General features: G+C 51.9%; 21 protein-coding genes. 8 read left to right on the top strand and 13 right to left on the bottom strand.

What is annotated here, in order from left to right:
• Positions 1-25 precede the first annotated feature (25 nt).
• On the bottom strand, positions 26-1,600 hold the full coding sequence (locus tag CWE07_RS04370) for a sensor domain-containing diguanylate cyclase (RefSeq protein ID WP_111568586.1): 1,575 nt from the start codon (positions 1,598-1,600) through the stop codon (positions 26-28).
• Positions 1,601-1,794: 194 nt separating this feature from the next.
• Between CWE07_RS04370 and CWE07_RS04365 the strand changes: the two genes are divergently transcribed.
• Positions 1,795-1,929, top strand: a complete 135-nt coding sequence (locus CWE07_RS04365) for a DUF3149 domain-containing protein (RefSeq protein WP_111568587.1) — start codon at positions 1,795-1,797, stop codon at positions 1,927-1,929.
• Between the two features lie 59 nt (positions 1,930-1,988).
• Here CWE07_RS04365 and CWE07_RS04360 read toward each other — a convergent pair whose 3' ends face one another.
• On the bottom strand, positions 1,989-3,404 hold the full coding sequence (locus tag CWE07_RS04360; protein ID WP_111568588.1) for an FAD-dependent oxidoreductase: 1,416 nt from the start codon (positions 3,402-3,404) through the stop codon (positions 1,989-1,991).
• A 10-nt stretch (positions 3,405-3,414) separates the two neighbouring features.
• Entirely contained in the window at positions 3,415-7,899 is a 4,485-nt protein-coding gene (gene gltB / locus CWE07_RS04355; RefSeq protein WP_111568589.1) for a glutamate synthase large subunit, read from the bottom strand.
• A 322-nt stretch (positions 7,900-8,221) separates the two neighbouring features.
• Here gltB and CWE07_RS04350 point away from each other — a divergent pair, with 322 nt between their 5' ends.
• On the top strand, positions 8,222-9,595 hold the full coding sequence (locus CWE07_RS04350) for an SLC13 family permease (RefSeq protein WP_111568590.1): 1,374 nt from the start codon (positions 8,222-8,224) through the stop codon (positions 9,593-9,595).
• A gap of 12 nt (positions 9,596-9,607) precedes the next feature.
• Here CWE07_RS04350 and CWE07_RS04345 read toward each other — a convergent pair whose 3' ends face one another.
• The 8 genes from CWE07_RS04345 to CWE07_RS04310 are packed head-to-tail and all read right to left on the bottom strand — an operon-like array spanning position 9,608 to position 16,489.
• The gene (locus CWE07_RS04345) at positions 9,608-11,095 is read right to left on the bottom strand and encodes a complex I subunit 5 family protein (protein WP_111568591.1); all 1,488 of its coding nucleotides are present in this window, start codon (positions 11,093-11,095) and stop codon (positions 9,608-9,610) included.
• Positions 11,092-12,591, bottom strand: a complete 1,500-nt coding sequence (locus tag CWE07_RS04340; RefSeq protein ID WP_111568592.1) for a proton-conducting transporter transmembrane domain-containing protein — start codon at positions 12,589-12,591, stop codon at positions 11,092-11,094. Before CWE07_RS04340 ends, CWE07_RS04345 begins: the two co-directional genes overlap by 4 nt.
• Positions 12,588-14,063, bottom strand: coding sequence for a complex I subunit 5 family protein (locus tag CWE07_RS04335; protein ID WP_111568593.1), 1,476 nt, complete (start codon positions 14,061-14,063; stop codon positions 12,588-12,590). Before CWE07_RS04335 ends, CWE07_RS04340 begins: the two co-directional genes overlap by 4 nt.
• Positions 14,060-14,395 (bottom strand): NADH-quinone oxidoreductase subunit K, encoded by a 336-nt coding sequence (locus CWE07_RS04330; RefSeq protein WP_111568594.1) that lies wholly within the window; start codon positions 14,393-14,395, stop codon positions 14,060-14,062. The genes CWE07_RS04335 and CWE07_RS04330 overlap by 4 nt, the downstream gene beginning before the upstream one ends.
• On the bottom strand, positions 14,385-15,359 hold the full coding sequence (locus tag CWE07_RS04325) for a hydrogenase subunit MbhD domain-containing protein (RefSeq protein ID WP_111568595.1): 975 nt from the start codon (positions 15,357-15,359) through the stop codon (positions 14,385-14,387). The genes CWE07_RS04330 and CWE07_RS04325 overlap by 11 nt, the downstream gene beginning before the upstream one ends.
• Positions 15,356-15,640 carry a cation:proton antiporter gene (locus tag CWE07_RS04320; protein ID WP_111568596.1) on the bottom strand — a complete coding sequence of 95 codons (285 nt, stop codon included), beginning with the start codon at positions 15,638-15,640 and terminating at the stop codon, positions 15,356-15,358. Before CWE07_RS04320 ends, CWE07_RS04325 begins: the two co-directional genes overlap by 4 nt.
• Positions 15,637-15,924: an MrpF/PhaF family protein gene (locus CWE07_RS04315; RefSeq protein WP_241974058.1), complete on the bottom strand. Its 288-nt coding sequence runs from the start codon at positions 15,922-15,924 to the stop codon at positions 15,637-15,639. Before CWE07_RS04315 ends, CWE07_RS04320 begins: the two co-directional genes overlap by 4 nt.
• Positions 15,911-16,489: a Na+/H+ antiporter subunit E gene (locus CWE07_RS04310; protein ID WP_157983216.1), complete on the bottom strand. Its 579-nt coding sequence runs from the start codon at positions 16,487-16,489 to the stop codon at positions 15,911-15,913. The genes CWE07_RS04315 and CWE07_RS04310 overlap by 14 nt, the downstream gene beginning before the upstream one ends.
• A gap of 245 nt (positions 16,490-16,734) precedes the next feature.
• Between CWE07_RS04310 and CWE07_RS04305 the strand changes: the two genes are divergently transcribed.
• The 3 genes from CWE07_RS04305 (at position 16,735) to bfr (CWE07_RS04295) (ending at position 18,116) form a co-directional block, all read left to right on the top strand.
• Entirely contained in the window at positions 16,735-17,037 is a 303-nt protein-coding gene (locus CWE07_RS04305) for a bacterioferritin-associated ferredoxin (protein ID WP_338067864.1), read from the top strand.
• A 110-nt stretch (positions 17,038-17,147) separates the two neighbouring features.
• Complete coding sequence (gene bfr / locus CWE07_RS04300; protein WP_111568598.1) at positions 17,148-17,612, top strand: bacterioferritin; 465 nt, start codon at positions 17,148-17,150, stop codon at positions 17,610-17,612.
• Between the two features lie 12 nt (positions 17,613-17,624).
• The gene (bfr, locus tag CWE07_RS04295) at positions 17,625-18,116 is read left to right on the top strand and encodes a bacterioferritin (protein WP_338067863.1); all 492 of its coding nucleotides are present in this window, start codon (positions 17,625-17,627) and stop codon (positions 18,114-18,116) included.
• Here bfr (CWE07_RS04295) and asnA read toward each other — a convergent pair.
• The gene (asnA, locus tag CWE07_RS04290) at positions 18,113-19,102 is read right to left on the bottom strand and encodes an aspartate--ammonia ligase (protein WP_111568599.1); all 990 of its coding nucleotides are present in this window, start codon (positions 19,100-19,102) and stop codon (positions 18,113-18,115) included. The genes bfr (CWE07_RS04295) and asnA overlap by 4 nt on opposite strands.
• 179 nt (positions 19,103-19,281) lie before the next feature.
• On the opposite strand from asnA, the gene asnC reads away from it, so the two are divergent.
• The 3 genes from asnC (at position 19,282) to CWE07_RS04275 (ending at position 22,609) form a co-directional block, all read left to right on the top strand.
• Positions 19,282-19,743 carry a transcriptional regulator AsnC gene (gene asnC, locus CWE07_RS04285; protein WP_111568600.1) on the top strand — a complete coding sequence of 154 codons (462 nt, stop codon included), beginning with the start codon at positions 19,282-19,284 and terminating at the stop codon, positions 19,741-19,743.
• 179 nt (positions 19,744-19,922) lie between these two features.
• Complete coding sequence (locus CWE07_RS04280; RefSeq protein ID WP_111568601.1) at positions 19,923-20,930, top strand: ArsJ-associated glyceraldehyde-3-phosphate dehydrogenase; 1,008 nt, start codon at positions 19,923-19,925, stop codon at positions 20,928-20,930.
• Between the two features lie 11 nt (positions 20,931-20,941).
• Complete coding sequence (locus CWE07_RS04275; protein ID WP_111568602.1) at positions 20,942-22,609, top strand: Na/Pi cotransporter family protein; 1,668 nt, start codon at positions 20,942-20,944, stop codon at positions 22,607-22,609.
• A gap of 16 nt (positions 22,610-22,625) precedes the next feature.
• On the opposite strand, the gene CWE07_RS04270 is transcribed toward CWE07_RS04275, so the two are convergent.
• Positions 22,626-23,126 carry a DUF3429 domain-containing protein gene (locus CWE07_RS04270; RefSeq protein ID WP_111568603.1) on the bottom strand — a complete coding sequence of 167 codons (501 nt, stop codon included), beginning with the start codon at positions 23,124-23,126 and terminating at the stop codon, positions 22,626-22,628.
• Positions 23,127-23,154: the final 28 nt, after the last annotated feature.

Below are 23,154 nucleotides of genomic sequence, written 5' to 3'. Positions count from 1 at the left end.
GGGCTTTGAATTGGCTTTCGCTCATTCAAACTGCCGCGACCGAATTGTTACGGGTTTTCTCGCGGTACATGGCGTTATCGCTGGCGGCCAAGAGTTGGTCTAAGGTGCCTGGCAATTGCGCGAAGCGGGCGCAGCCGACGGTGGCACTTAGTGGGTACAGACCTCGTGGGGTGCTAATCGACACATTAGCGAGGGCTTGCTGCAATTCCCGGTACTTTAACTCGACATCACTTACTTGTTGAAAGCATGCAATCGCAATGAATTCATCACCACCAACCCGACCTACAATATCCTCGGCGCGCATGCGCCCTTGCACGGTGGCGGCAATTCGCTTCAACGCGGCGTCGCCTGTGGCATGACCGAAGGTGTCGTTGACCACTTTAAACTTGTCTACATCGATATAAAATGCGGCGTAGTGGCATGTATCCGAATTTGCTTTCGATGCGAATCTGCTGAGTGCGTGGCTCACGCCGCGACGGTTGGCGATATTACATAAGGGGTCAATATTAGCGTCTTTTTCTGCTTGATCGCGGGCAATTGCAATGCGATTAACGCGCCTTGATAAGGCGATTGCCAGCAGAAATGCTTCAATGGCAAAAGCCAGGACAAAACCATAACGTTGCATAAAAGGGCTGTAATTGAGCAACACAATGCGGAAAAACATGCTGACAAAAATCACGCTCAGAGCAATGCATACTAAGCCGGCTTCCGGTACTTTTCGGTAGGCCTGAATACAGGCTAGGACGAATAAAGCAAGAATAATGACTAAGGTGGCATAACCCATAAATATGCCAACTATTTGCCATAGCAGCTCGAACACGAAAGGGTCGGCAAATGCGCGCGCAACAGCGGCGCCCAATACGCTGGCCGCTAACAGCATGAGCGCGCGGTTCAAGCGCGCAAAGTCGCGCTTTAAGTGCAAAAAGATAGATAAAAACCAAGTCGCGCTGAAGACAGTCAAGCCGACTGTAAGTAAGTACGTGGTGTTGAGCAGAGGCACCGCTGCGGTACCGAAAAATAAGTAGAGCTGACCCTCTTGGTGTAAGAAAAATAACGTCAGGCAAGCGATATAAAAGCCGTAGGGCTTAATCGCATGGCCTTTCATTCTCCAGCCAATCACAATCGAAAGCAGTACCAGGGCGAGGCCTAAGCCATAAAATATACCCATCAGCAAGCTGTGGCGTTGACTCAGGGCAATGTAGTCGGACGTAGGGTACCAGCGGAATTTTGGGGTGTAGTCGACGTGGCTGCGAATGTATATCTGCGCCTGAACCTGGCCTCGCGGCAAAGCGTAAGCAATCTCCCCAGCGGGCAAGGGCGCTTGCTCAATGCCGTCTTGAAACCACGCATAAGACTCAACACCCGACCGTTGAAATGTAAACACGGCGCTGTGCTCAAGCTCGCACGTGAGCAGATATTGGTTGTCCCCCTTGTGCATAAATGCCGGGGACTGTTGCTGAGCACTCAGTGGCCATGTGTACTCAGTACTTGGGTCCGTGCGCGTTATATCGCAATAGTCAGCTGACGCCTTGGCAGGCGAAACCGATATCAAGATCAAAAGCCAACTGCTGGTAAGCCAAGCCAATAAAATTTTTACCACGTTTTGCCCCTGTGGTGCTGGTACGAAAGAACCCCTTGGTCCATATCGATTCTATAGTGCACGATAATTTGCACTATCGCACTTGCTATTTTTACCCTTGATTTGCACTTCATCGTGCAATTTGATCCGCGTCAATACCGCAATTCGACGAATCGCTATGCTATAGCTCTATTCATTAGCACGAGGGCGACACCATGAGTATTTGGCAAGAATTCTTTAGAGAGCCAATCATCTTTTTATCGTTTACTGGCTTAGCTATAGTCATCGGTATGTGCATTTTTTACGCCGTATATTTCTACGTTAAAGTCGCGCAGTCGGATAGTCAGTAGTCGATGCTAACCATATAACGCGGTAGACCAGAGTGGAAGCCTACCGCGTACGTCAGTGCTTAAACCTCCAGGTAATCCAGCATACCTTGGGCGGCAGCGCGGCCTTGGGCTATGGCGGTGACCACTAAGTCGGCACCTAGCACCATGTCACCGCCAGCGAAGATTTTAGGGTTGGAGGTTTGCATGGCACAGGCGCTGTCTTCACGCGCGTTGACTAAGTTCCAGTCGTTCAGGGCTACGTCATGTGCGCTTAACCATTCTGGTGGGTTGGCTTGATAACCAAAGGCCAGAATTACGGCATCGGCGTCCATTACAAACTCTGAACCTTCGACGACTTGTGGTCGGCGTCGACCCGCTTCATCAGCAAGGCCAAGCTCGGTTTTGACAAACTTCACCCCAGTCACTTGACCATCGCTGTCGGCGATAATTTCAAGTGGCTGCATGTTGTATTGAAAATCAACGCCTTCTTCACGCGCATGCTCGACCTCTTTACGCGAGCCTGGCATGTTGTGGGCATCGCGGCGATAGGCACACACCACAGATTGCGCTTGCTGGCGAATCGACGTGCGCACGCAGTCCATTGCGGTGTCGCCACCACCAAGGACCACCACGCGCTTGCCTTTGAGGTCAATAAAGCGGTAGTCGGGCATGTCGTAACCGACCACATTAGCGGTATTACCGATCAGGAATTTCAGTGCGGGGACCACGCCTTGGTGCTCAAGCCCCGGCAAGCCGCCGTCGACCGCTTTATAGGTGCCTAAACCTAAGAACACGGCGTCATAATCATCCAGTAATTGTTCAAACTTAACGTCGCTACCGATTTCGACGCCCAATCGGAATTCAATACCCATCTCGGTGAAGATATCGCGACGCCGCTGCATCACTTCTTTTTCCAGCTTAAATGACGGAATACCAAAGGTCAGTAGGCCGCCAATTTCCGGGTGGCGGTCAAATACCACAGGGGTCACTCCATGGCGCACCAACACATCAGCACAGGCCAAGCCCGCAGGGCCTGCACCGACGACAGCGACTTTCTTGCCTGTACTTTGTACGGCACTTAAATCTGGACGCCAGCCCATTTCAAAGGCTTTGTCGGTGATATACTTTTCAATTGCGCCAATGGTGACGGCGCCGAAGTCGTCATTGAGCGTACAAGCCCCTTCACAGAGGCGGTCTTGAGGGCATACCCGACCACATACTTCAGGCAAGCTATTGGTTTGATGCGATAGCTCCGCAGCTTCAATAATACGGCCTTCCGCCGCTAACTCGAGCCACTGTGGAATGTAGTTATGCACTGGGCATTTCCACTCACAATAGGGGTTGCCGCAGTCGATACAGCGGTCAGCCTGTCCACTGACTTGGGTCTGCTCCATGCCATGTTGAATTTCAACAAATTCAATTTTACGCTCCGCTATCGGGCGCTTAGGTGGGTCGACACGTTGAACGTCGACAAATTGATACACATTACCAGTCATACAGGCCTCCTTACATCACCTGAACACGCAGTTCAGCAGCCGATTGTGCACGCCGTCCAATTAAGGTGGCAATGTCACTGGCCTTAGGTTTTACTAACCGGAAGCGCGGCAAGTAAGTGTCAAAATGGGTCAATATATCAAGTGCGCGAGCGCTCGCGGTGGCCTCATAGTGGTCATGAATAAAGCCACGCAAGTGCTCTTGCAATATCGCTTTATCGACGGCTAAGGTTTCCACCAGCTCAGGGTTAATACGCTGCTCGAAGTCATCATGCTCGTCGTACACATAGGCAAGACCACCAGTCATACCCGCGCCAAAGTTAATCCCCGTGTGGCCAAGCACGACGACCACGCCGCCGGTCATATATTCACAACCGTTATCGCCGATACCTTCCACCACAGCGATGGCACCGCCATTGCGCACAGCAAAGCGTTCACCCGCAAGCCCTGCAGCATATAAGCGTCCACTGGTGGCGCCATATAAGCAGGTGTTGCCCATAATCACCGCCTCATGGGTGGCATAGGCGACCCCTTTAGCGGGGCTGATATGAATGCGTCCACCGGCCATGCCTTTACCGACATAATCGTTGGCATCACCAGTTAGCTTTAAGTGCAAGCCGCCCGCATTCCAAACCCCAAAACTTTGTCCTGCGGTGCCTCTAAAATGCAGCACCAGTGGCTTACCGGCCATGCCCTGGTTGCCATGCTGTTTAGCAATTAAGCCCGACAGGCTGGCACCAACCGAGCGGTCGTCATTGCGAATATCGAAATGAAACTCACCGCCTTGACGTGCTTTAACGGCATCGGCACAGCGTGTCATCAAAGTTTGGTTCAAGCGCCCAGGGTCATGGGGCGGGTTGTTACTGACACAATGGTTCGGATGCTCATTGCGTGCTGCAGCTGAGGCTAATATCGGTGCTAAGTCCAAGCGCTGTTGGCGTGCAGTCGCAAAGTGCTGAATCGGCTCGAGCAAATCGGTGCGGCCAATTAAGTCGGTGAGCTTGGCAACGCCAAGCTGGCGCAGATAGTCCCGCACTTCATCGGCAAGCAGTGCGAAGTAATTTTCAACTTTCTCGGGTAAACCATGAAAGTGTTGCTGGCGCAGCGTTTGATCTTGGGTCGCGACCCCTGTGGCACAGTTGTTGAGGTGACAAATACGCAGGTATTTGCAGCCCAACGCCACCATCGGAGCGGTGCCAAAGCCGAAGCTTTCGGCACCTAGTATTGCCGCTTTAATCACATCCAAGCCGGACTTCAAGCCACCATCGACTTGCAAGCGTACTTTATGGCGTAAGTTATTCACGGTCAGGGCTTCATGTACTTCAGCAAGCCCGAGCTCCCAAGGGCTACCTGCATACTTCACTGATGTTAGCGGGCTAGCGCCAGTACCGCCATCGTAACCTGACACGGTAATTAAATCGGCATACGCCTTGGCAACGCCGGTGGCAATGGTGCCGATACCGGGTTCGGAAACTAACTTAACCGACACCACCGCGTCCGGGTTTATTTGCTTCAGGTCGAAGATCAGCTGGGCTAAGTCTTCAATTGAGTAAATATCATGATGTGGCGGTGGCGAAATCAGCGCCACGCCTGGCACCGAAAAGCGTAGTTTCGCGATTTCGGCAGTAACTTTGTCGCCGGGTAATTGGCCACCTTCGCCGGGTTTTGCACCTTGGGCGATTTTAATTTGCAGCACGTCGGCATTGACCAGATAGTGTGGCGTCACGCCGAAACGCCCTGAGGCAATTTGTTTAATCCGTGAATTGCGTTCGGTGCCAAAACGGCGAGGGTCTTCACCGCCTTCACCCGAATTCGAGTGCCCACCAAGACGATTCATTGCCACCGCCAGCGCTTCATGGGCCTCTGGGCTGAGTGCGCCAATCGACATTGCGGCGCTATCAAAGCGTTTAAATAGCTCGCTGGCCGCCTCAGGCTCTGGGCTCTCATGGGAATCTTTGCTTTGCGCAGGTTTAAGTTGCCATAAGTCACGCAACGTTGCGATAGGGCGCAAATTGACATAATCAGCGTAGCGTTTATAGGCCACGACGTCTTTGGTTTCCACTGCTTGTTGCAGCGTGGTCACCACGTCCGGGTTGTAAGCATGGTACTCGCCGCCATGGACGTATTTCAGCAAACCACCATGTGGCAGCGGTTTGCGCGCTAGCCATGCCACCTTGTTGAGTTGCTGTAAGTCTTGCTCGAAGTCTTGCCAATTGGCACCCGTCAGGCGCAGTGAGCAGGTAGGGAAGCAGCGCTGATAGATGTCCTCAGCGACGCCAACCACCTCGAATAGGCCCGCGGAGCGATAGCTGGAAATGGTCGAAATACCCATTTTCGACATGATCTTCAGCAGCCCCTTATTAATACCCTGGCGGTAGTTAAGTACCGCATCGCGTACATTCAGGTTAATCCGTTTGTGGCTCACCATTTGCTCTACGGTTTCGTAGGCTAAGAACGGGTAAATCGCGGTGGCACCTAAGCCCAGCAGTACTGCAAAATGATGGGAATCGCGGGCTGAGGCCGTTTCGACGATAATATTTGAGTCGCAGCGCAATTGCTGATGGACTAAGCGTGTTTGCACCGCACCTACTGCCATTGGTGCTGGGATAGGCAATTTGCCTTTTGCGATGTCACGGTCGCTTAAAATCACAATCGCGATCTTGTCTTCGCGTACTGACTTTTCCACAGCATTGGTCAAACGCTTCAACGCTTGTTCCAGAGATTCTTGCTGTGGGTCATAATTTAAGCTGAACTGGCGCCAGGGGTAATGCTCTTCGGTGAAGGCTTTAAGTTGGTCCAGGTCGGTGTACATCAACACCGGCGAATTAAACAGCACGCGGTCCGCGTAACCCGAGGTTTCATTGAACATGTTCTGTTCACGCCCGACACAGGTCGCCAGTGACATCACATGACGTTCGCGGATCGGGTCAATGGCCGGGTTGGTAACTTGGGCAAATTGCTGGCGGAAGTAGTCATATAACAGGCGCGGTTTAGCCGATAGCACCGCAATCGGGGTATCGTCGCCCATCGAGCCTGTGGCTTCCTGACCATCTTTGGCCAGTACTTTGATCACTTGCTCAATTTCTTCACTGCTATAAAAAAATTGCTTATGAAAAGTCGCCATTTGGGCGTCATCAAACAGGCGTTCACCCAGCTCGGTATCGGTATATTGCTCAAATGGCTTTAAGTGGCGAATATGTTTGTCTAACCATGCTTTGTAGGGGTGGCGTGACTTCAAATCCGCATCAATTTCATGGCTGCGCCATAACGTACCATTATAGGTGTCAACGGCTATCATCTGGCCTGGGCCTAAGCGCCCCTTTTCGACCACTTCGTCGGCGGCGTAGTCCCAGGTGCCTACCTCAGACGCTACGGTAATCGTGCGGTCGCGCGTAATTACAAAGCGTGCAGGGCGCAAGCCATTGCGATCAAGGCTACAGGCTACGTGGCGGCCATTGGTGAGAACCACACCCGCCGGGCCGTCCCAAGGTTCCATGTGCATGGAATTGAATTCATAGAAGGCACGTAAATCAGGGTCCATGGTCGGGTCATTTTGCCACGCGGGGGGAATCAGCAAACGCATGGCACGGAAAAGATCCATACCGCCTGCGAGCAGTAGCTCAAGCATATTATCGAGGCTGGCGGAATCGCTACCGGTGGCCTGCACAAAGGGCTGTGCGTCATCTAAATCGGGTAATAGCGGCGAGCGCATTTTGTAGCTGCGCGCCAACGCCCACTGGCGGTTGGCCGCAATGGTATTGATTTCACCATTGTGGGCCAAGTAGCGAAATGGTTGCGCCAACGGCCAACGCGGCATGGTGTTGGTGGAAAAACGTTGGTGAAATACGCAAATGGCGCTTTGCAGGCGAATGTCGTCTAAATCGGCATAAAAACGAGGTAGATCTTCAGGCAGCATTAAGCCTTTATAGACAATCACCATGCACGACAGCGATGGAATATAGAAATCAGGGTGGTCGCTTAAGCGTTTTTCAATGCGGCGGCGTGCCATGTATAAGCGTCGTTCAAGATCTTTTTTGCGCCAACCCGGCTGAGCATTGACAAATACTTGTTGCTGGTGCGGCATACTTTGGCGTGCGGTGGTGCCAAGTACGCTCGGGTCCACCGGGGTTTCACGCCAGCCAACCACCGTCAGGGTTTCACGCCCTAACTCATCTTCAATCACCGCTTTTTGCGCTGCCCGCTGTTCGTCATCGTGGCTGAAAAACACTTGGCCGACTGCGTACTTTTTACCTAAATTCCAGCCGTTTTCCTCGCCAATGGCGCGAAAAAAAGAATCCGGTAATTGCATTTGTATGCCACAACCGTCACCGGTTTTACCGTCGGCGCCAATCGCACCACGGTGCGTCATACGGTCAAGTGCACCAATGGCCCGGCGCACCAATCGGTGGCTAGGTTCACCATCAAGGTGGGCGATAAGACCAAAACCACAATTGTCGCGTTCATCGTTAGCACGCGTGTTGGCTTGATACAGCGTCATAACTTCCCCCTTTTGTTAACAGCTAGATAACATTAATTCTAGTTGTATAACTACGCAAGGGGGAATCATGCGATAGGCAGTATTAATCAGGTTTATAGTATGTATTCAACCCGCTATGTAATTGGGCTGCATGAATAATTATGCAATTTGTTCATATTTCTGCATTTTTTCGAATTGTTGTGGGTTTGGTGGCAAAATAACCAAAGGCACAGCATCCTTAGCATGGTTGTCCGTGGTCATGCTTTTGCGCCGTTTTCAGCGTATGATATCCGCCGCAATGACAATTACCTGCAATTTTAACCACTAACGATAATAATTCATCATGATAAACCAGCAGACATTACATCAAGGGCTAGGCCCTATCATAGGCGCACTTGCGTTTTTCCTCGCACAGCTTGGTGGTATGCCCGCGCAAGCCGCATGGACACTTGGGGTTACCGTGTGGGTGGCGTGGTGGTGGATAAGCGAAGCCATACCAATTCCAGCCACCTCGTTACTGCCGTTTATCTTGCTGCCAGTGGGCGGCGTGATGCCATTTCAGGACGCGAGCTTATCCCTAGGTAACCACATCATCGTGCTGTTTATGGGCGCCTTTATGCTCGCTAAAGGGATTGAAGCGTCGGGCGTGCACAAGCGAATTGCCCTGGGCTTAGTGGGCCGTTTAGGCGGTAGTAACGGTAAGTTGATTGTCTGCTCATTTATGCTCGCGGTGGCGTTTTTATCGATGTGGATATCGAATACCGCTGCGGTGCTCGCATTGCTGCCAGTCGCGGTGGCGATTGCCACAGCGAGTGACAATAAGCGCTTTCAAATTGCGCTGTTACTGGGTTTAGCTTACGCCGCTTCGTTAGGTGGGGTGGCGACACTGATTGGCACACCGCCGAATTTAGTGTTTGCTTCGGTGTACCAAACCTACACCGGCGAAGAAATGAGCTTTGTGCGTTGGATGGGTTATGGTCTGCCGGTGGTCATCCTGGGGCTGCCGGTGACTGCATTGTGGCTAACCCGTGGGCTCAAACTTGATAAGCCCGTTGAGCTGGAACGCATTGGCGAATTCGATAGCCACGAAAAGCGGGCATTGTGGGTATTTGGCACTGTGGTGTTACTCTGGGTATTGCGCTCGGAGCCCTTTGGCGGCTGGACGAGCTGGTTCAATATGCCGATGGTGGGGGATGCAACTATTGCATTAGCCGGGGTGATTGCGATGTTTTTAGTGCCAGACTCTAAAGGCGGCAAACTATTGAACTGGGACCTGGCGGTCGACATTCCATGGGGCATTTTATTGCTGTTTGCCGGCGGTATTTGTTTGGCCCAAGGCTTTATGCAAAGCGGCTTGAGCGACATTATTGGCGGCGCGTTAGCGACTTATGCCGCGCTACCGGTATGGTTGCTGGTGCTACTATTGGGTTTATCGGTGTCGTTTTTAACCGAAATTACGTCCAATACAGCCACTGCCACCTTACTTATGCCGGTGTTGGCAGCGACGGCGACGGCGGCAAACCTGCCTGTCGAATTATTGATGATCCCAGCGGTCATTGCCTGTAGCTGCGCGTTTTGTTTGCCCGTGGCAACGCCGCCGAACTCGATTGTGTTTTCATCGAATCGCGTCACAATTAAAGAAATGGCCCGTGAAGGGGCCATTTTGAATGTGTTATTGGCGTTTGTGACCACGGTGGTGGTGCTGGTGGTGGTATAAACCCACGTGCGCCTAGCTTGCTTGCAAGCGGCGCACCGTCAAGTAAATCGCAGTCGCCAGTGCCATTGGCCAAATGGTTTCCCAAAGCCCTGTTAAGGTCATCGTTGAGGTCAGCGACAATTCGAGCGGGAACCACCAAATTGCGACGCTGCTGACCAGTACCGCGGCAATGACCGCGTTGCGAATATAGCCGTCCCCTTCGCGAGCTGCGCCTTGGGTGCGTTCTAAAGTAACCCGCAGCTGGCCGTTGATTAGGTCAATAAAGCGTAGCATCAGCAAGGTGGTTGCAGCGGCGGCGAAGGTGAGCAGGAATATCAGTAAACTCAGATTAGTCTGATAGACTTCATCTTTGAGTAAGTATTTAGCCGCGCCGCCCGATGTCAGCGGTAACCCTATCAGGCTAAGTGCGGGAATGCCCAGCAGCATAAGTACCGCCCAATGCGGCAAACGCGCCGGTTGAGTGGCCAAGCCAACACCTAAAAATAGTGCGCCTTTAGCAAGGCCATGGTGCACTGCAAATGCTACCAGCGCGACCATAATACCTGACCATAGTTGTGGCATCAGCAGCGCCACACCCAGCAACGTCGTCATTAAGCCCATTTGACTAATACTGGAGTAGGCTAATACGGCTTTGGGCTTAAGTTGTATTGCACCAAATACCGCGGCCAGAAATGACGCAGCAAGGCCCAGTGCAATGACCACCCAAGCAAATAGCTGAGTATCAATAAACATCCCGTGATCAGCACCTAAAGGCAGAATTTGCATCCACGCAATTAAGCCCGCTTTAATCATTGCACCACTTAGCACCGCACTGGCCGGTGTGGGGGCAACAGGGTGGGCCAGTGGTAGCCAAAAATGCAAGCCCAGGACACCCGCTTTGACACCAAAACCTGCGAACAACAGGGCCGTCAGCCAAATACCATGGCTGTGCTCACTCAGGGCAAGCGGCAGGTAATGCAGCATGGGCTCAACCATGTCGGGCATAATTGCAATTAAGCCCGCTAGTATCAGCACTTCGCCCATAATCGCCATGCCAATATAAATCTTACCCGCACGCAATGCATCGGCGCTCATGTTGTGCACCACCAGGCCGTAACCCGCAAAGGTCATCAGCGCAAAGCCGGTATAAAAGCTGGCGATGTCTTGGGCAACTAGCAGCACCAAGTTGCCGAACATGGTCAGTAACCAAAACAGGGTATAGCGGCGCAGCGCCTGGGGTTTTAAATATCCGAGTCCGAACACACTGGCAATGGCATACAAGCTGGTGGTCATCAGTAGCAGCGGGCGCGAAAAGTCATTCAATTGCCAGACCAGACCGAACATCAGTGCTGGGGCTTGCAGGGTGGTGTCGGGCAACGCGATACCGGCTAGTAGCGCAGGTAACGGCGCACTGACAATCCACCAGCGGTTGTAGCTGGGGGTTGGGTCCACCTTGCGCCAGGCAAACACCGCCAGCACCAGCAGCGGGTATATCAATGCGATTAATAACAACCAGCTCATGGCAAATACTCCCTGACGGCAATCAGCTCAGCCCAACTGAGCGGGCTCCACCCCGCCGCGGCCAATAAGCCTGCGCCGATGCTAAACGCCGCCGTGATAATGGCAGGCCATAATAACCATGGATTGGTTTCAAAGCGTTTAAATGGAATATGTTCAGCGGGCCATTGCTGTGGCGCTTTGCCGAACCATAACTTATGCACAATTGGTAAAAAGTAGATAGCATTCAGGGCTGAGCTGGTGAGTAACACCGCCAGCACCCAAGGCGCCCCAGCCTCCATGGCACCCCAGCCTAAATACCATTTAGACACGAAGCCTGCTGTCGGGGGTATTCCTATCATGCCAAATGCACCGATGGTAAACGCGGCACTGGTGAGTGGCATACGTTGGCCTGCACCGCTCAAATCGGCAATTTTCTTGACCCCAATGGTCTCCGCATACAGCCCAGCGCAAAAGAACAAGGTAACTTTCATAATACCTTGGTGCAACAGGTGCACTAAACCGCCCACGGTAGCGATAGGGCCAAACAGCGCCAAACCCAGAATAATGTAAGACACTTGCGACACAGTTGAGAACGCCAAACGTTTTTTCAAATCCAATTGGCGGATAGCCTGCACGGAGCCATAGATAATGGTGATACTGGCCAGAATCGCAAGCGGCAATAGCAGCTGTAAGCTGGCGGCAAACTCGACGCCATAGACGTTATATATCACCCGCACTATCCCAAAAGCACCGGCCTTCACCACCGCAACCGCATGTAACAACGCACTCACTGGCGCGGGCGCAACCATGGCTTTGGGTAGCCAACCGTGCAGCGGCACCAGAGCGGCTTTCACCCCCAGGCCTGCAATCAGTAAGATAAAAATAATCTGCAAGGTTGGGTAAAAGCTGGCATCGACATCACGCAGCACGCCGGTTTCGGCAAAATCAAAGGCGCCGACCACCGAGTGTAACCAAGCAATACCCAACAGCAACACAGCACCACCGGCCATGGTGTAAATCAAATAGGTGCGGCCTGAATTGAGTGCTTCTTTTGAGCCTTTATGCACCACCAATGGATAGGTGGAAAGCGTCAACATTTCAAAGAAAATCAGAAAAGTAAATAAGTTGCCAGCCATGGCAATGCCCATGGTACTGGCGACACATAAACTAAAGAACCCAAAGAACCGGCTGCGGTTCGGAGTGCCGCGTAGATAGCCCATGGCGTAAATGGTGGTAAACAACCACAGCAACGACGATAGCCCTGCGAACAGCAAGGACAGTGCATCTGCGCGCAGCACGAAGTCGATGTCGCCAATCAAGGTAAAGCGGGTTTCGAACTCTTGTTGGTAATAGACGCCCACGATCATGCCAGCGACGATAGCAATTTTGACAATTGCGGCGAGTAAGTTGAACGCACCGCGCAATATGTTACGTTCGTCCGGAATTATGAAAATCACAATCGCAGACACCAGCGAGGTGGCTAACACCATTAAAGGCAACCAAAAGTTAATATTCATTGGCTGGCCTCCATTAGGCTGCTTTCCACTTCAGGGAGGCTGAGTAGCTCGACCGGAAGTGCGGCAGCAAAACCAAGCGCAATCGCAAGGCCAGCTAAGAAAAGCGCACTTAGCTCCATACCCCAAGGGGCTCGTTTGACTAAACCTTTGCCCGAATCAATCGCTTGTTGGTCGAATGACACGCGAAACACCTTAAAAATATAGGTCGCGGTAAGCAAGCTACCTAAGCTCAGCACCACCACCCAATGCCATTGGCCACTACCAATCGCGCTTTGTAACATTAACCATTTAGCGTTGAATCCACCGCTCGGCGGTAAACCCATTAAGCTAACCCCTGCCAACCCAAAGGCAAATAATGACAACGGAATGCGGGTCGAAATACCCGCCAAGGCGTCAATTTTTTTGCTGCCCACAGCCAGCACTAACGTGCCAACACTTAAAAACATCGCCGACTTTGCTAATGCATGGGCCAACACATGCAGCATACCGCCTTGCCACGCTAACATGCTGTGCTCTGGCGCAGTGCCTGCCGCCAAGGGGAACACCAGCATAAGATAGCCAAGTTGTGCCACCGTGGAATAGGCGACCAGCATTTTGATTTCATCTTGCTGCAGCGCCTTGAAGCCACCGTAGAAAATTGCGCAGGCGCCAATCAGACCAAATCCTTGGGCGGTAATCACAGGTAATACATCCGCGCCAACGTCCAACCACAGACGCGCCAAAATATAAAATGATGATTTGACTACCAAAGCAGATAACAGCGCGCTGACCGGCGCGAGTGCACCGCCATGGGCTGGAGGCAACCAGAAATGGAACGGGAAAATCGCGGTTTTTACCAACAGGCCTAAGCTAATGCTCAGCATCGCCACATGGGTTGTCCAGTTAGGTTCAATTAATTCAGCCAGCTGGCGCATATCCAGGGTGCCGTAGGCACTGTAAAGCAAGGCGACACCGAGCAAGTAACCAATGGAACCCAACAGCGCCATATATAAATAGCGTAAGCCCGCGGCTAAGGTTTGGCGGTTGGCACTTAATATCACCATGCCAACAGCGGCAAAGGTAACGAGTTCTAAACCGACATATAAATTGAACAAATCACCGGCGAGCCAAATGCCATTCAGCGAGGCCAGCAAGAACCAAAACAGTGGCCAAAAATAGCGTGCTTCATGGCGATGGCTGCGCAAATAAAACAGGGCATAGAACGCACACACCATCGCAATCAGCGCAGTTATCGCCAATAAGGTCACGGTGAGGCCATCGGCCACTAAGGTGATACCCAGAGGCGCCATCCAATCGCCAATGGCATAACGCTCGGCGCCATGTAGTTGCACAGAGCGCCAAAGTAGCGCGGTCGCGAGTGACTGCACCAGCATACCCAGCAATGCAATGGGGCCAATGGGTAAACGCGGCAACAACAGGCTAATCAATGCCCAGGCTAGTGGGATCACCAACAAAAACGGGATTAGATTCATTGGCGCGGCTCCTGCTCATAGCTGTCGCCGAGCGTGTCATTATCTTGGGTCAGGGTCACAGCCGCTGAGAGCGCATAAAAGCGGCGAAATATCAGTAAGGCTAGTGCCGTGGCGGACACCGCAACGACAATGCCGGTCAGCACCAAGGCCTGGGGAACCGGGTCGGTTTGGCGTAGATGCTGAGCCATGCCGACCATGATTAAGAACACGCCTGACCCCATAATGTTAAAGGCAAAAATACGTCGCAGCAGATGGGTTTGGACAAAAAACGTGAAAGCCGCTAGCGCAATCAGCCCAGCGCCGACTAGGGCAAACCAAAGATTAGCGCTCATCCTGCTCTCCTTGTAATGAGCTAGTGGGTGCCACCGGCGGTGGCGCCTGGGAAAATAAGCTAAACAGGATTAAGCCAATGGAGAAGGTCAGCATCGCCTCAATAAAGAAGATTAACTCGCCGGCGACACTCTCTGGATAGGTTAAAAATGGTCGGCCGCCTATCATCACGCTGGTCGCCACAGTTAAAAACACAATAAAGCCCAGGGCTAAACCAATGCGTAGCAAGGAATCGGCCAAACGCTCAATCCCAAAGCCAGCTAACTTCAAAAACACTAAAGCGGCTGCGAGTATCGCACCACCTTGGAACGCGCCACCAGGCATGTAAGAGCCCGCCCAGAGTATGTAGACACCGACCACCAACATCGGCGGAACTAAGCGTGCCGACAACCCGTGCAAAATGGGGTCTTTGCTGTTGCCAGCTTCTGGCTCTGAGGTATCGGGCTTGAGCGCCATCGCGACGACCACTGCGACCAGTAGTACCGCAATTTCAAGCAAGGTGTCATAACTTCGAAAGTTCAGTAACACGGCGGTAATCGGGTGTTCAACGCCAGACTCAGGTAAGGATTCTGCCACCAAGTCAGGCAGTGACACTGGTGCGTCTGGTCGCCACCAAATAGCGCCGAGCAGCAAAATAAAAATAATCACCGCACTGAATACTGGAAGAATGCGTGACCAAAGTTGTGGGCGAGCCCCTGTTTGGTCAAATTGAGCGCCCTGATGATGCGCATTCTTGGCACTTAAGTGTGCCACCGCGTCGATCATCAGCACCCCAGTCAGGCCTGCGCCAATCGCGGCTTCAGCAAGGGCGAGGTCAGGAGCGTCCAAGCGCACCCACACCAGCGCAAGGAGCAAACCAAAGGCAATAAACATCACCACTGCACGAAATAGGTCGCGGGAATAGAACACGCCAGCGGCACATAACAACAGTGCAATGCCCAGCAACACATCGAAGGCTAGATTCATACGTCACCTTCCTGCTGCTGTTTGAGATAATGGGCAATAAGGTAACTTGCGGTCGCGCTGGCGACCAATACCAGCAGCCAAATCAGCAATAATTTTATGCCTTGAAAAGCGTTCACCGCACTGGGTAGTAAACCCAGCACTAATAGCCCTAAACCTAAGTTATCGGCTTTGGTAATCGCATGAATACGTGAATAGGCATCGTTGAAGCGCAATAAACCTAAGGTGCCGACAATAAAGAAAAAGCAGCCAAGGCAAATCAAAGCAATTTGCAGATACATCATGACGACGGCCCCTGCATACGTTTAACAAAGGCAACCATCGCAATCACGGCGAGGAGTGCCAGCACGAGCGCAACATCAATGAGGGCGACCTGCTGCATGGCTTGGCTCAGTGCCAATAAAATACCCACGCCGGTAGTGCCAAACAATTGCGCAGCCAACATGCGATCTGTGGCGGTGGGACCGCGCCAAATACGCCATAAGCCAGCGACTAAGGTCACTAATAATAAACCGGCAATAGCGAGCCAAAAGTTTGTTGCCCAAGGCATCGCATTAAGTGTCTGCATGATTGTTCCTCAGCTCGTTGTTCGTGTCGCTTGGCTTGGCAACCGCAGGCGTTAGGCCAAACAAACGCTCGATTTCACGCTCTAAGCGGCGACAGTCGGCAGCAATATCGACATCGGTATCAAGCACATGAAATATCATCAGGTTGTCATCAGCGCTGAAGTCGGTACATAAGGTGCCGGGAAATAGGCCGACGCTGGTGGCAAAGAATTGGCGCGCGCCACCGGGCGGCAGGGTGGTGCTGTAATGTAACGTGCCGGGGTGAATATCAGGTTTAACGCGTAAGGTGCGGCGTGCGACGTCAAAGCCAGCCTGCAGCGATTGCAGTAAGAAGAATAGCGCAAAGCGGGGCAGTGCGTGTAAGCGTAACCTAGGTGCATCGGCCCGTGCAGGCGACAGCCGGATACCGATATAACTGGCCACAGCCACCAGCGGTAAACCCACCCACCACGCCTGGGCGCCTTCAGTGAGTACCCACCACAACAATGCTAAGCCGATGGCAGACACTAGGGTCGCGCGGGTTACGCGCGGGTTGGCCGGTGTGTTATTTGCTTTGGGTGAAGCCACTGATGAACTCCTATTTGCACGTTTATTGACCATGCAAGGCCGCTGAGTGCGCTTAATTATCAATAACTTAGTAGCCTAAAAATATAGTCGAAAGCAGTCAAAAGGCAACTCAACGGCGCTTATATTAGCGCATCATTAGTGCTAAGTGATATTCAAATAGCACCCAAGGCTATTCAAATAAGATGAAAAATTAGACGAGTTTTCAATTACTTTTAACCTGAAAGCGGTTTTTTGAAGAAATGTGTTTGATAACAATTCGCATTCATGCTGTAATTTACCCCATGTATGTATGTCTTTGTAAAGCAGTCACCGATAAAGATATTCACCGTGCAGTGAGCCAAGGCGCGTGTAGCATGCGGTGTTTACGTCAGTTAAATGGCGTAGGCTCGCAATGTGGGCGCTGCGTAGGTCACGCCAAAGAAGTTCTCGGTGAAGCCTTAAGTACACAAGCAGCTGAGACTGGAAATCATTCCGGTACGAATTCGGCTGCACCTGCCAATCCTGTCACCATTGCATCGGGCAACGGTGTCGGCGTATGCTATCCTTAAATCAATTATTCTTGATTAGAAATTAAATTGAAGTTGGGCTGAAGTTAGGCATAAGCGCTGCAAGTATTGCTGCTGCGCGCCGATTCGCTCGAGCTTAAGGAGCAACGCCGATGCAAAGTGATCCGCAAATCATTAGCGCACTCAACCGGGTACTCACCCGCAAGTTGACTGCCATTAACCAATATTTTTTGCATGCGCGCATGTATAAAAACTGGGGCTTTAACCAGCTTAACTCAGTCATTTACAAAGCCTCAATTGATGAAATGAAACACGCGGATGTGGTCATCGAGCGTATTTTATTCCTACAAGGCTTACCGAACTTGCAAGAGCTCGGCAAACTGTATATTGGTGAAGAGCCAGCGGAAATGCTGAAGCTTGATCTGAAGATGCAAGTGGAAGACGCTGCGGTGATTCGTGAAGCCATGACACTGTGCGAAACCCATCGTGATTACGTGTCGCGCGATCAACTCGGTGAAATTCTTGAACAACAGGAAGCGCATCAAGATTGGCTGGATACCCAGCTCGACTTAGTGTCGACACTCGGCGTTGAAAAATACTTACAAAGCAAGCTGTAATCGGAGGCTCCCATGGCAAATACCATGAAAGGTGCAATGCAAAAACCAAGTGAAGTCGTCGATTTACTCAACGGCTTGTTAGCCTATGAATTGACTTCCATTGACGAATACACCGCCCATGCGGCCAAATTCGAAGACTGGGGCTTTGCCAAGCTGCATGCGCGCATTGCGCACGAAGCAGATGACGAACGTAATCATGCCAAGTTACTGATGGACCGCATTATCTTTTTGGGCGGCACGCCAGATATGCGTACTCGAGTTGAATACCCGCAAGGCGAGAGCGTACGCCAAATGCTGGAAGTGGGCTTGCAACTAGAGCGTGATAACGCGCGGACGTTGAAGAAGTCGATTGCGTTTTGTGAAGAAAACCAGGATTTCGTGACGCGTCGTATGTTGGTGCAAATTCTTCAGGACACCGAAGAAGATCACGCATACTGGCTCCGCCAGCAGCTCGAACTTATGGACAAGCTGGGCGAAGCCGTTTACCTACAAGCGCAACTTTAGAGCAGTTCAGCGTGGGCCTGGCGTGTGTGTTCACACCATACGCTAGGCTGCACATAACCAATGTGCGGTTGTTCGAGCAAGAACATACACACCCGCGACTGACCAATACCTCCGCCGACCGACGCTGGTAAAGCACCTTGCAGCAAGGCCTGATGCCATGGCATTTGCGCTGCCGCTTGACGCCCAGCCAATTCTAATTGCTTCAGCAGGGCCGTGGCATCAACGCGGATGCCCATGCTTGACAGCTCAATTGCATCATCCAATACATCGCTCCATACCAATAGATCACCGTTCAAACCTTGCTGACCCTGCTCGTCCATCGTGGTCCAGTCGTCGTAGTCGGGGGCGCGCACGTCATGGCGTTGGCCGTCACTGAGATCAGCACCAATGCCAGTTAAAAATACCGCTTTATGTTCCTTGGTGATCGCGCGCTCGCGCTGTTTTGGGGTCAACCCCGGGTATTTTTGCAGTAATGCCTCGGTGCTAATAAAGAACAAGCTCTCAGGTAATTCTAATTGACTACCGTATTGCGCTTTTACCGCGCCTAAAGTGCGTTTCAGGCTGGTATACACAGCGCTTGCAGCGGTTTTCAGTTGCGCGCTGGTACGGTGAGTAGGCGCCAGCACTTGCTCCCAGTCCCATTGGTCAACGAACACCGAATGCACGGCGCTTAAGCGCTCTTCGTCAGGGCGCAAGGCTTTCATTTGGGTGACTAAGCCTTCGCCTGGTTCAAAGCCATATTTGCCTAAGGTTTGGCGTTTCCATTTGGCCAGCGAATGCACCACTTCGTAATCCGTTTGCAAAGAACTGACACTGACTTTTACCGCCTTTTCATGGCCTGATAGTGTGTCCTGCACGCCTTCGCGAGGGTCGGTAATTAACGGCGCTTGCACTTCAATGAGGCTAAGCTCTTCACACAAAAATTGAGTGAAAGCCTGTTTGACGAAGCTAATTTTTTGTTGGCGTTGAACGAAGCTAGTTTTCATGACGATCACCTTGAATATATTGGGTTAGGTCTGTTGTTGTTGAATACAGCATCATTCAAATTGGTCTTTTGTTCAATAGCGTTCATTAAATTGGCGCTTGCACAATGTTGATATTTAAATTTTTGGCGTTTATTTTAAATATTATCTATTAATTGATGGTTTCAGGCGTGGTGAATTAGATGATCGACAATTTAGACAAAGTGATTCTGCGTACTTTAATGGACAATGCGCGGGTGTCTTACGCAGATATCGCCAAAAACAACCGAGTCAGCCCGGCGACGGTGCATGTGCGGGTCGAGAAAATGCGTAAAGCAGGCATTATTAAGGGGGCTAAGTTAAAGGTGGACCCGCGCAAGCTGGGTTTTGATGTGACCTGCTTCATAGGCATTATTCTTAAACAGGCCGGCGACTACCCACGGGCATTGGCTAAGTTAGAGGCCTTGAGTGAAGTTACCGAAGCCTTCTACACCACGGGGCAATACAGTATTTTCATCAAAGTCGTAGTGCGTAACATTGACGACTTGCAGCGCCTGCTGATTGAGCGCATTCAAGCGATTGATGAAATTCAGTCTACCGATACCTTAATTTCACTGCAAAACCCGATTATGCGTGACGTCGGCTTGGACGCATTAGGGCATTAATACCTGCCATGTTCACAGGTGCAAAGTTTTCAATATACGACTAATCTTTGACGTAGACCTATAGCAAATTCGGTTTCGCCATGCCTACAATGGTAAAGCATATATAGCCACATTCTAAGTTTCACGCTGCGGTATTGGGCGCCCGCTGAAGGGGTGCTGAACGCGAAAAGGATGACTTCATGAGTAAAAAGATAAAGGTAGGAATCAATGGATTTGGGCGCATCGGGCGACTAACGCTGCGCGCTGGCTTCGGCAACCCAAATTTTGAATTTGTGCATATTAATGACCCTGGTTGTGATGCCGCGACCATGGCGCATTTGCTTGAGTTTGATTCAGTGCACGGCCGCTGGGGCCACACCTTGGCCGGCCAAGGTAACACTTTAAGCATTGACGGCCGTGAAATTCATTGCAGCGCAGAAAAAGACGTTAAAAAAATAGACTGGTCAAACTGTGACATAGTGATTGAAGCATCGGGTCATTATAAAACTGCCGAAGCGCTACAAGAGTACCTCGACCAAGGGGTAGAGCATGTCGTGGTGTCTGCACCAGTGAAATCGAAAGGGGTTCCAAATATTGTGGTCGGCGTCAACGATGACGACTTTGATCCCCATGCTCATAGCATTGTCACCGCAGCCTCATGTACTACCAATTGCCTGGCGCCAGTGGTGAAAGTTGTGCTGGATAACTGGGGCATCAAGCACGGTTCAATGACCACGATTCATGCCTTGACCAATTCACAAAACATTTTAGACGCGGCCCATAAAGATCTACGCCGCGCGCGCGCTTGTGGCATGTCGCTGATCCCAACAACCACGGGTTCTGCCAAAGCAATCACTGCAATTTTTCCAGAGCTGACGGGCAAGATAAATGGCCACGCGGTGCGTGTGCCACTCGAATGCCCATCGCTAACCGATATGGTGTTCGAACTTGAGAATTCGACCACGGCTGAGCAAGTGAATGCGGCGTTTAAAGCCGCAGCAGAGGGTGAGCTTGAAGGTATCTTAGGCTATGAAGAACGTCCGCTGGTGTCGATTGATTACACCACAGATCCGCGTTCATCTATTGTTGATGCTTTGTCGACCATGGTGGTGAATGGCACGCAGCTGAAAGTTTACGCTTGGTATGACAACGAATGGGGTTACTCGAACCGAGTGATTGACCTCGTTACCCGAATCGCCACCAGCTAAGTTAAGCGCCGATGACCTTTACAGATTGGGCGATGAGCCTTGGCGGGATCGGTTTCCTGCTGCTTGGCATGGGCATGATGACCGAGGGCTTAAAAGCTGCAGCGGGGGATTCGCTGCGCAGCATTCTTGAGCGTTCCACTCAGACACGCATGCGCGCGTTAGTTACTGGGTTTTCCCTGACGGCCTTGGTGCAGTCATCCAGTGCAGTAATTATGACCACGTTAGGCTTTACCAACGCCGGCATGCTCGGCATGCGCAAAGCGGCTTGGCTGGTCTTTGGTAGTAACGTTGGTACTACCATGACCGCGTGGATAGTCGCGCTGATTGGTCTAAAAATCCGCCTTGATATGATTGCAATGCCACTAATTGGTATAGGCATACTGATGCACCTGCTGATCCGCGGTGGGCGCTTCAAACATATCGGCTATGCGATGGCGGGGTTTGGCATTCTGTTTTTCGGGCTGGGTACATTACGCGACGCCTTTGATAGCGTAGCGGAAGTGTTTCCCGTCGAGCAAATTGCCGCGGCTGGGTTGTGGGGTGTGGCGTTAGGCATTCTCATCGGTGCGGCACTGACTATGTTAATTCAGTCGTCGTCAGCAGCCTTAGCGATCATTCTGACCGCTGCGGTCACTGGCGTTTTCACCCCCTTGGTGGGTGCCTCGCTGGTCATTGGTGCTAACTTAGGCACCACCAGTACCTCGGTGTTAGCGTCAATTGGCGCGACCGCCAATGCCAAACGCCTGGCCTGGGTGCACGTCAGCGAGAAGATATTCACCGGCACCATTGCGCTGGCGCTGCTGTGGCCAATGTGGAAGCTAGCAGATCTGATATCCGATATGGCAGGCGGCACCATTGCCACAGGTCTGGCGTTGTATCACACTTTGTTTAACGTGCTGGGCGTGCTGTTGATGTGGTTCTTCGCCGAGCACTTATTCCGGTTCGTCGAACGCATGGTCAAGCAACCTGATTTAAGCTCTGAAACTGCGCGTTACCTGGATAAAACCGTGTTGTCATCGCCGGTAATGGGCGTAGGTGCGATGCACTCGGAACAAAAGCGCGTATTCAAACAATTGCTGCGCCGAGGGCGCCATATTTTGGCGTTAGCGGACGATGAGCGCGACGGTCACGATGAAGTCAATACCAGCACATTAATGACTAAGATTGCGGATTTTAGCGATGAACTCGGCAAAGTCGCTGGTATGGGCAATCAGTCTGAATTGTATTTAAACCTCAACTGGGCGCTACGGGAAATGCGTGAGTTGCGCCTTAATTTAAACGCGCTGCGTAAGCCAGATGCGAACGGACTGCATGATGCATTGGGCGAGGCGTTAGTGCAGCTGTTGAGTCAGTTAATGGGCAGTGGACAACTTAAAGCATTGTCGGCGATTGAACGTTCACAGTTGATGAAAGCGATTAAAGCCGAGCGGCGCACACGGCGTAAGTTCTTGTTAGCGCAATTAGAGCAGGGCAGTGCCGATGCGACATTAACCACACGCCAGCTCACGCTTATTGCAAACGCTGAAGATGCAGCGAAACGGGTGCTACGTGTAGCTGGGGTGCTGTACCCGGCACAGGAAGCGATTGCGACAGATGAGTTGGCCGCGAGTGACATCGGCCGCCCTGACTCTGATGCCGCAGCAGATGCGCATCCCGACAGTGCCGTGGATGCGCGTTAAGCTCAGTGGGTGCAGACTAACCGGCCTGCACCGCCAATACGCGTTCAGACGCTAAGGTAATAAACCAAATAAAATGCGTACCCATGACCACAAAGGTGATGGGTTTACGCATTTTGCCATACCAGTCGTCTTTCACTGCGCTCAGGTCATAGCGCAGCCACATCATGTAGAACAAGCCCAGTACCGCAAGGGTTGCCAGCGAAGGCAAGAAGGCGACCGCCACCCAAGCCACCAGTGAAGGCACCATGCAAATAACGAGGCGGCCTTGGGGGTTGCTGATACCGTCGCGCATGGCTAAGCCCCAATGAATCCCCCCTAAGAAGGATAAAATCACCGCGCTATACACCACAAAAGCAGCGAGCAACTGCTCTTGATACCAACCAATTGCGCCGACTGCTGCGCTGAGCACAAATGGGGCTAAGCCAAACCAGGCCAGGCGTGTTGCGGTCAATTGACTGTCGCTGTGCATGCCCGGTGGCTGCGGGGGCTTCACATCTGCGCGGGTATCGGCTTGCATAATTAACTACCTGTGTGTCGAAATATTA

Source organism: Aliidiomarina maris (assembly GCF_003987335.1).
Taxonomy (GTDB): Bacteria; Pseudomonadota; Gammaproteobacteria; order Enterobacterales; family Alteromonadaceae; genus Aliidiomarina; species Aliidiomarina maris.
Note: the sequence above shows the minus strand (reverse complement) of the source record. Positions and strands in the feature narration are given on the sequence as shown.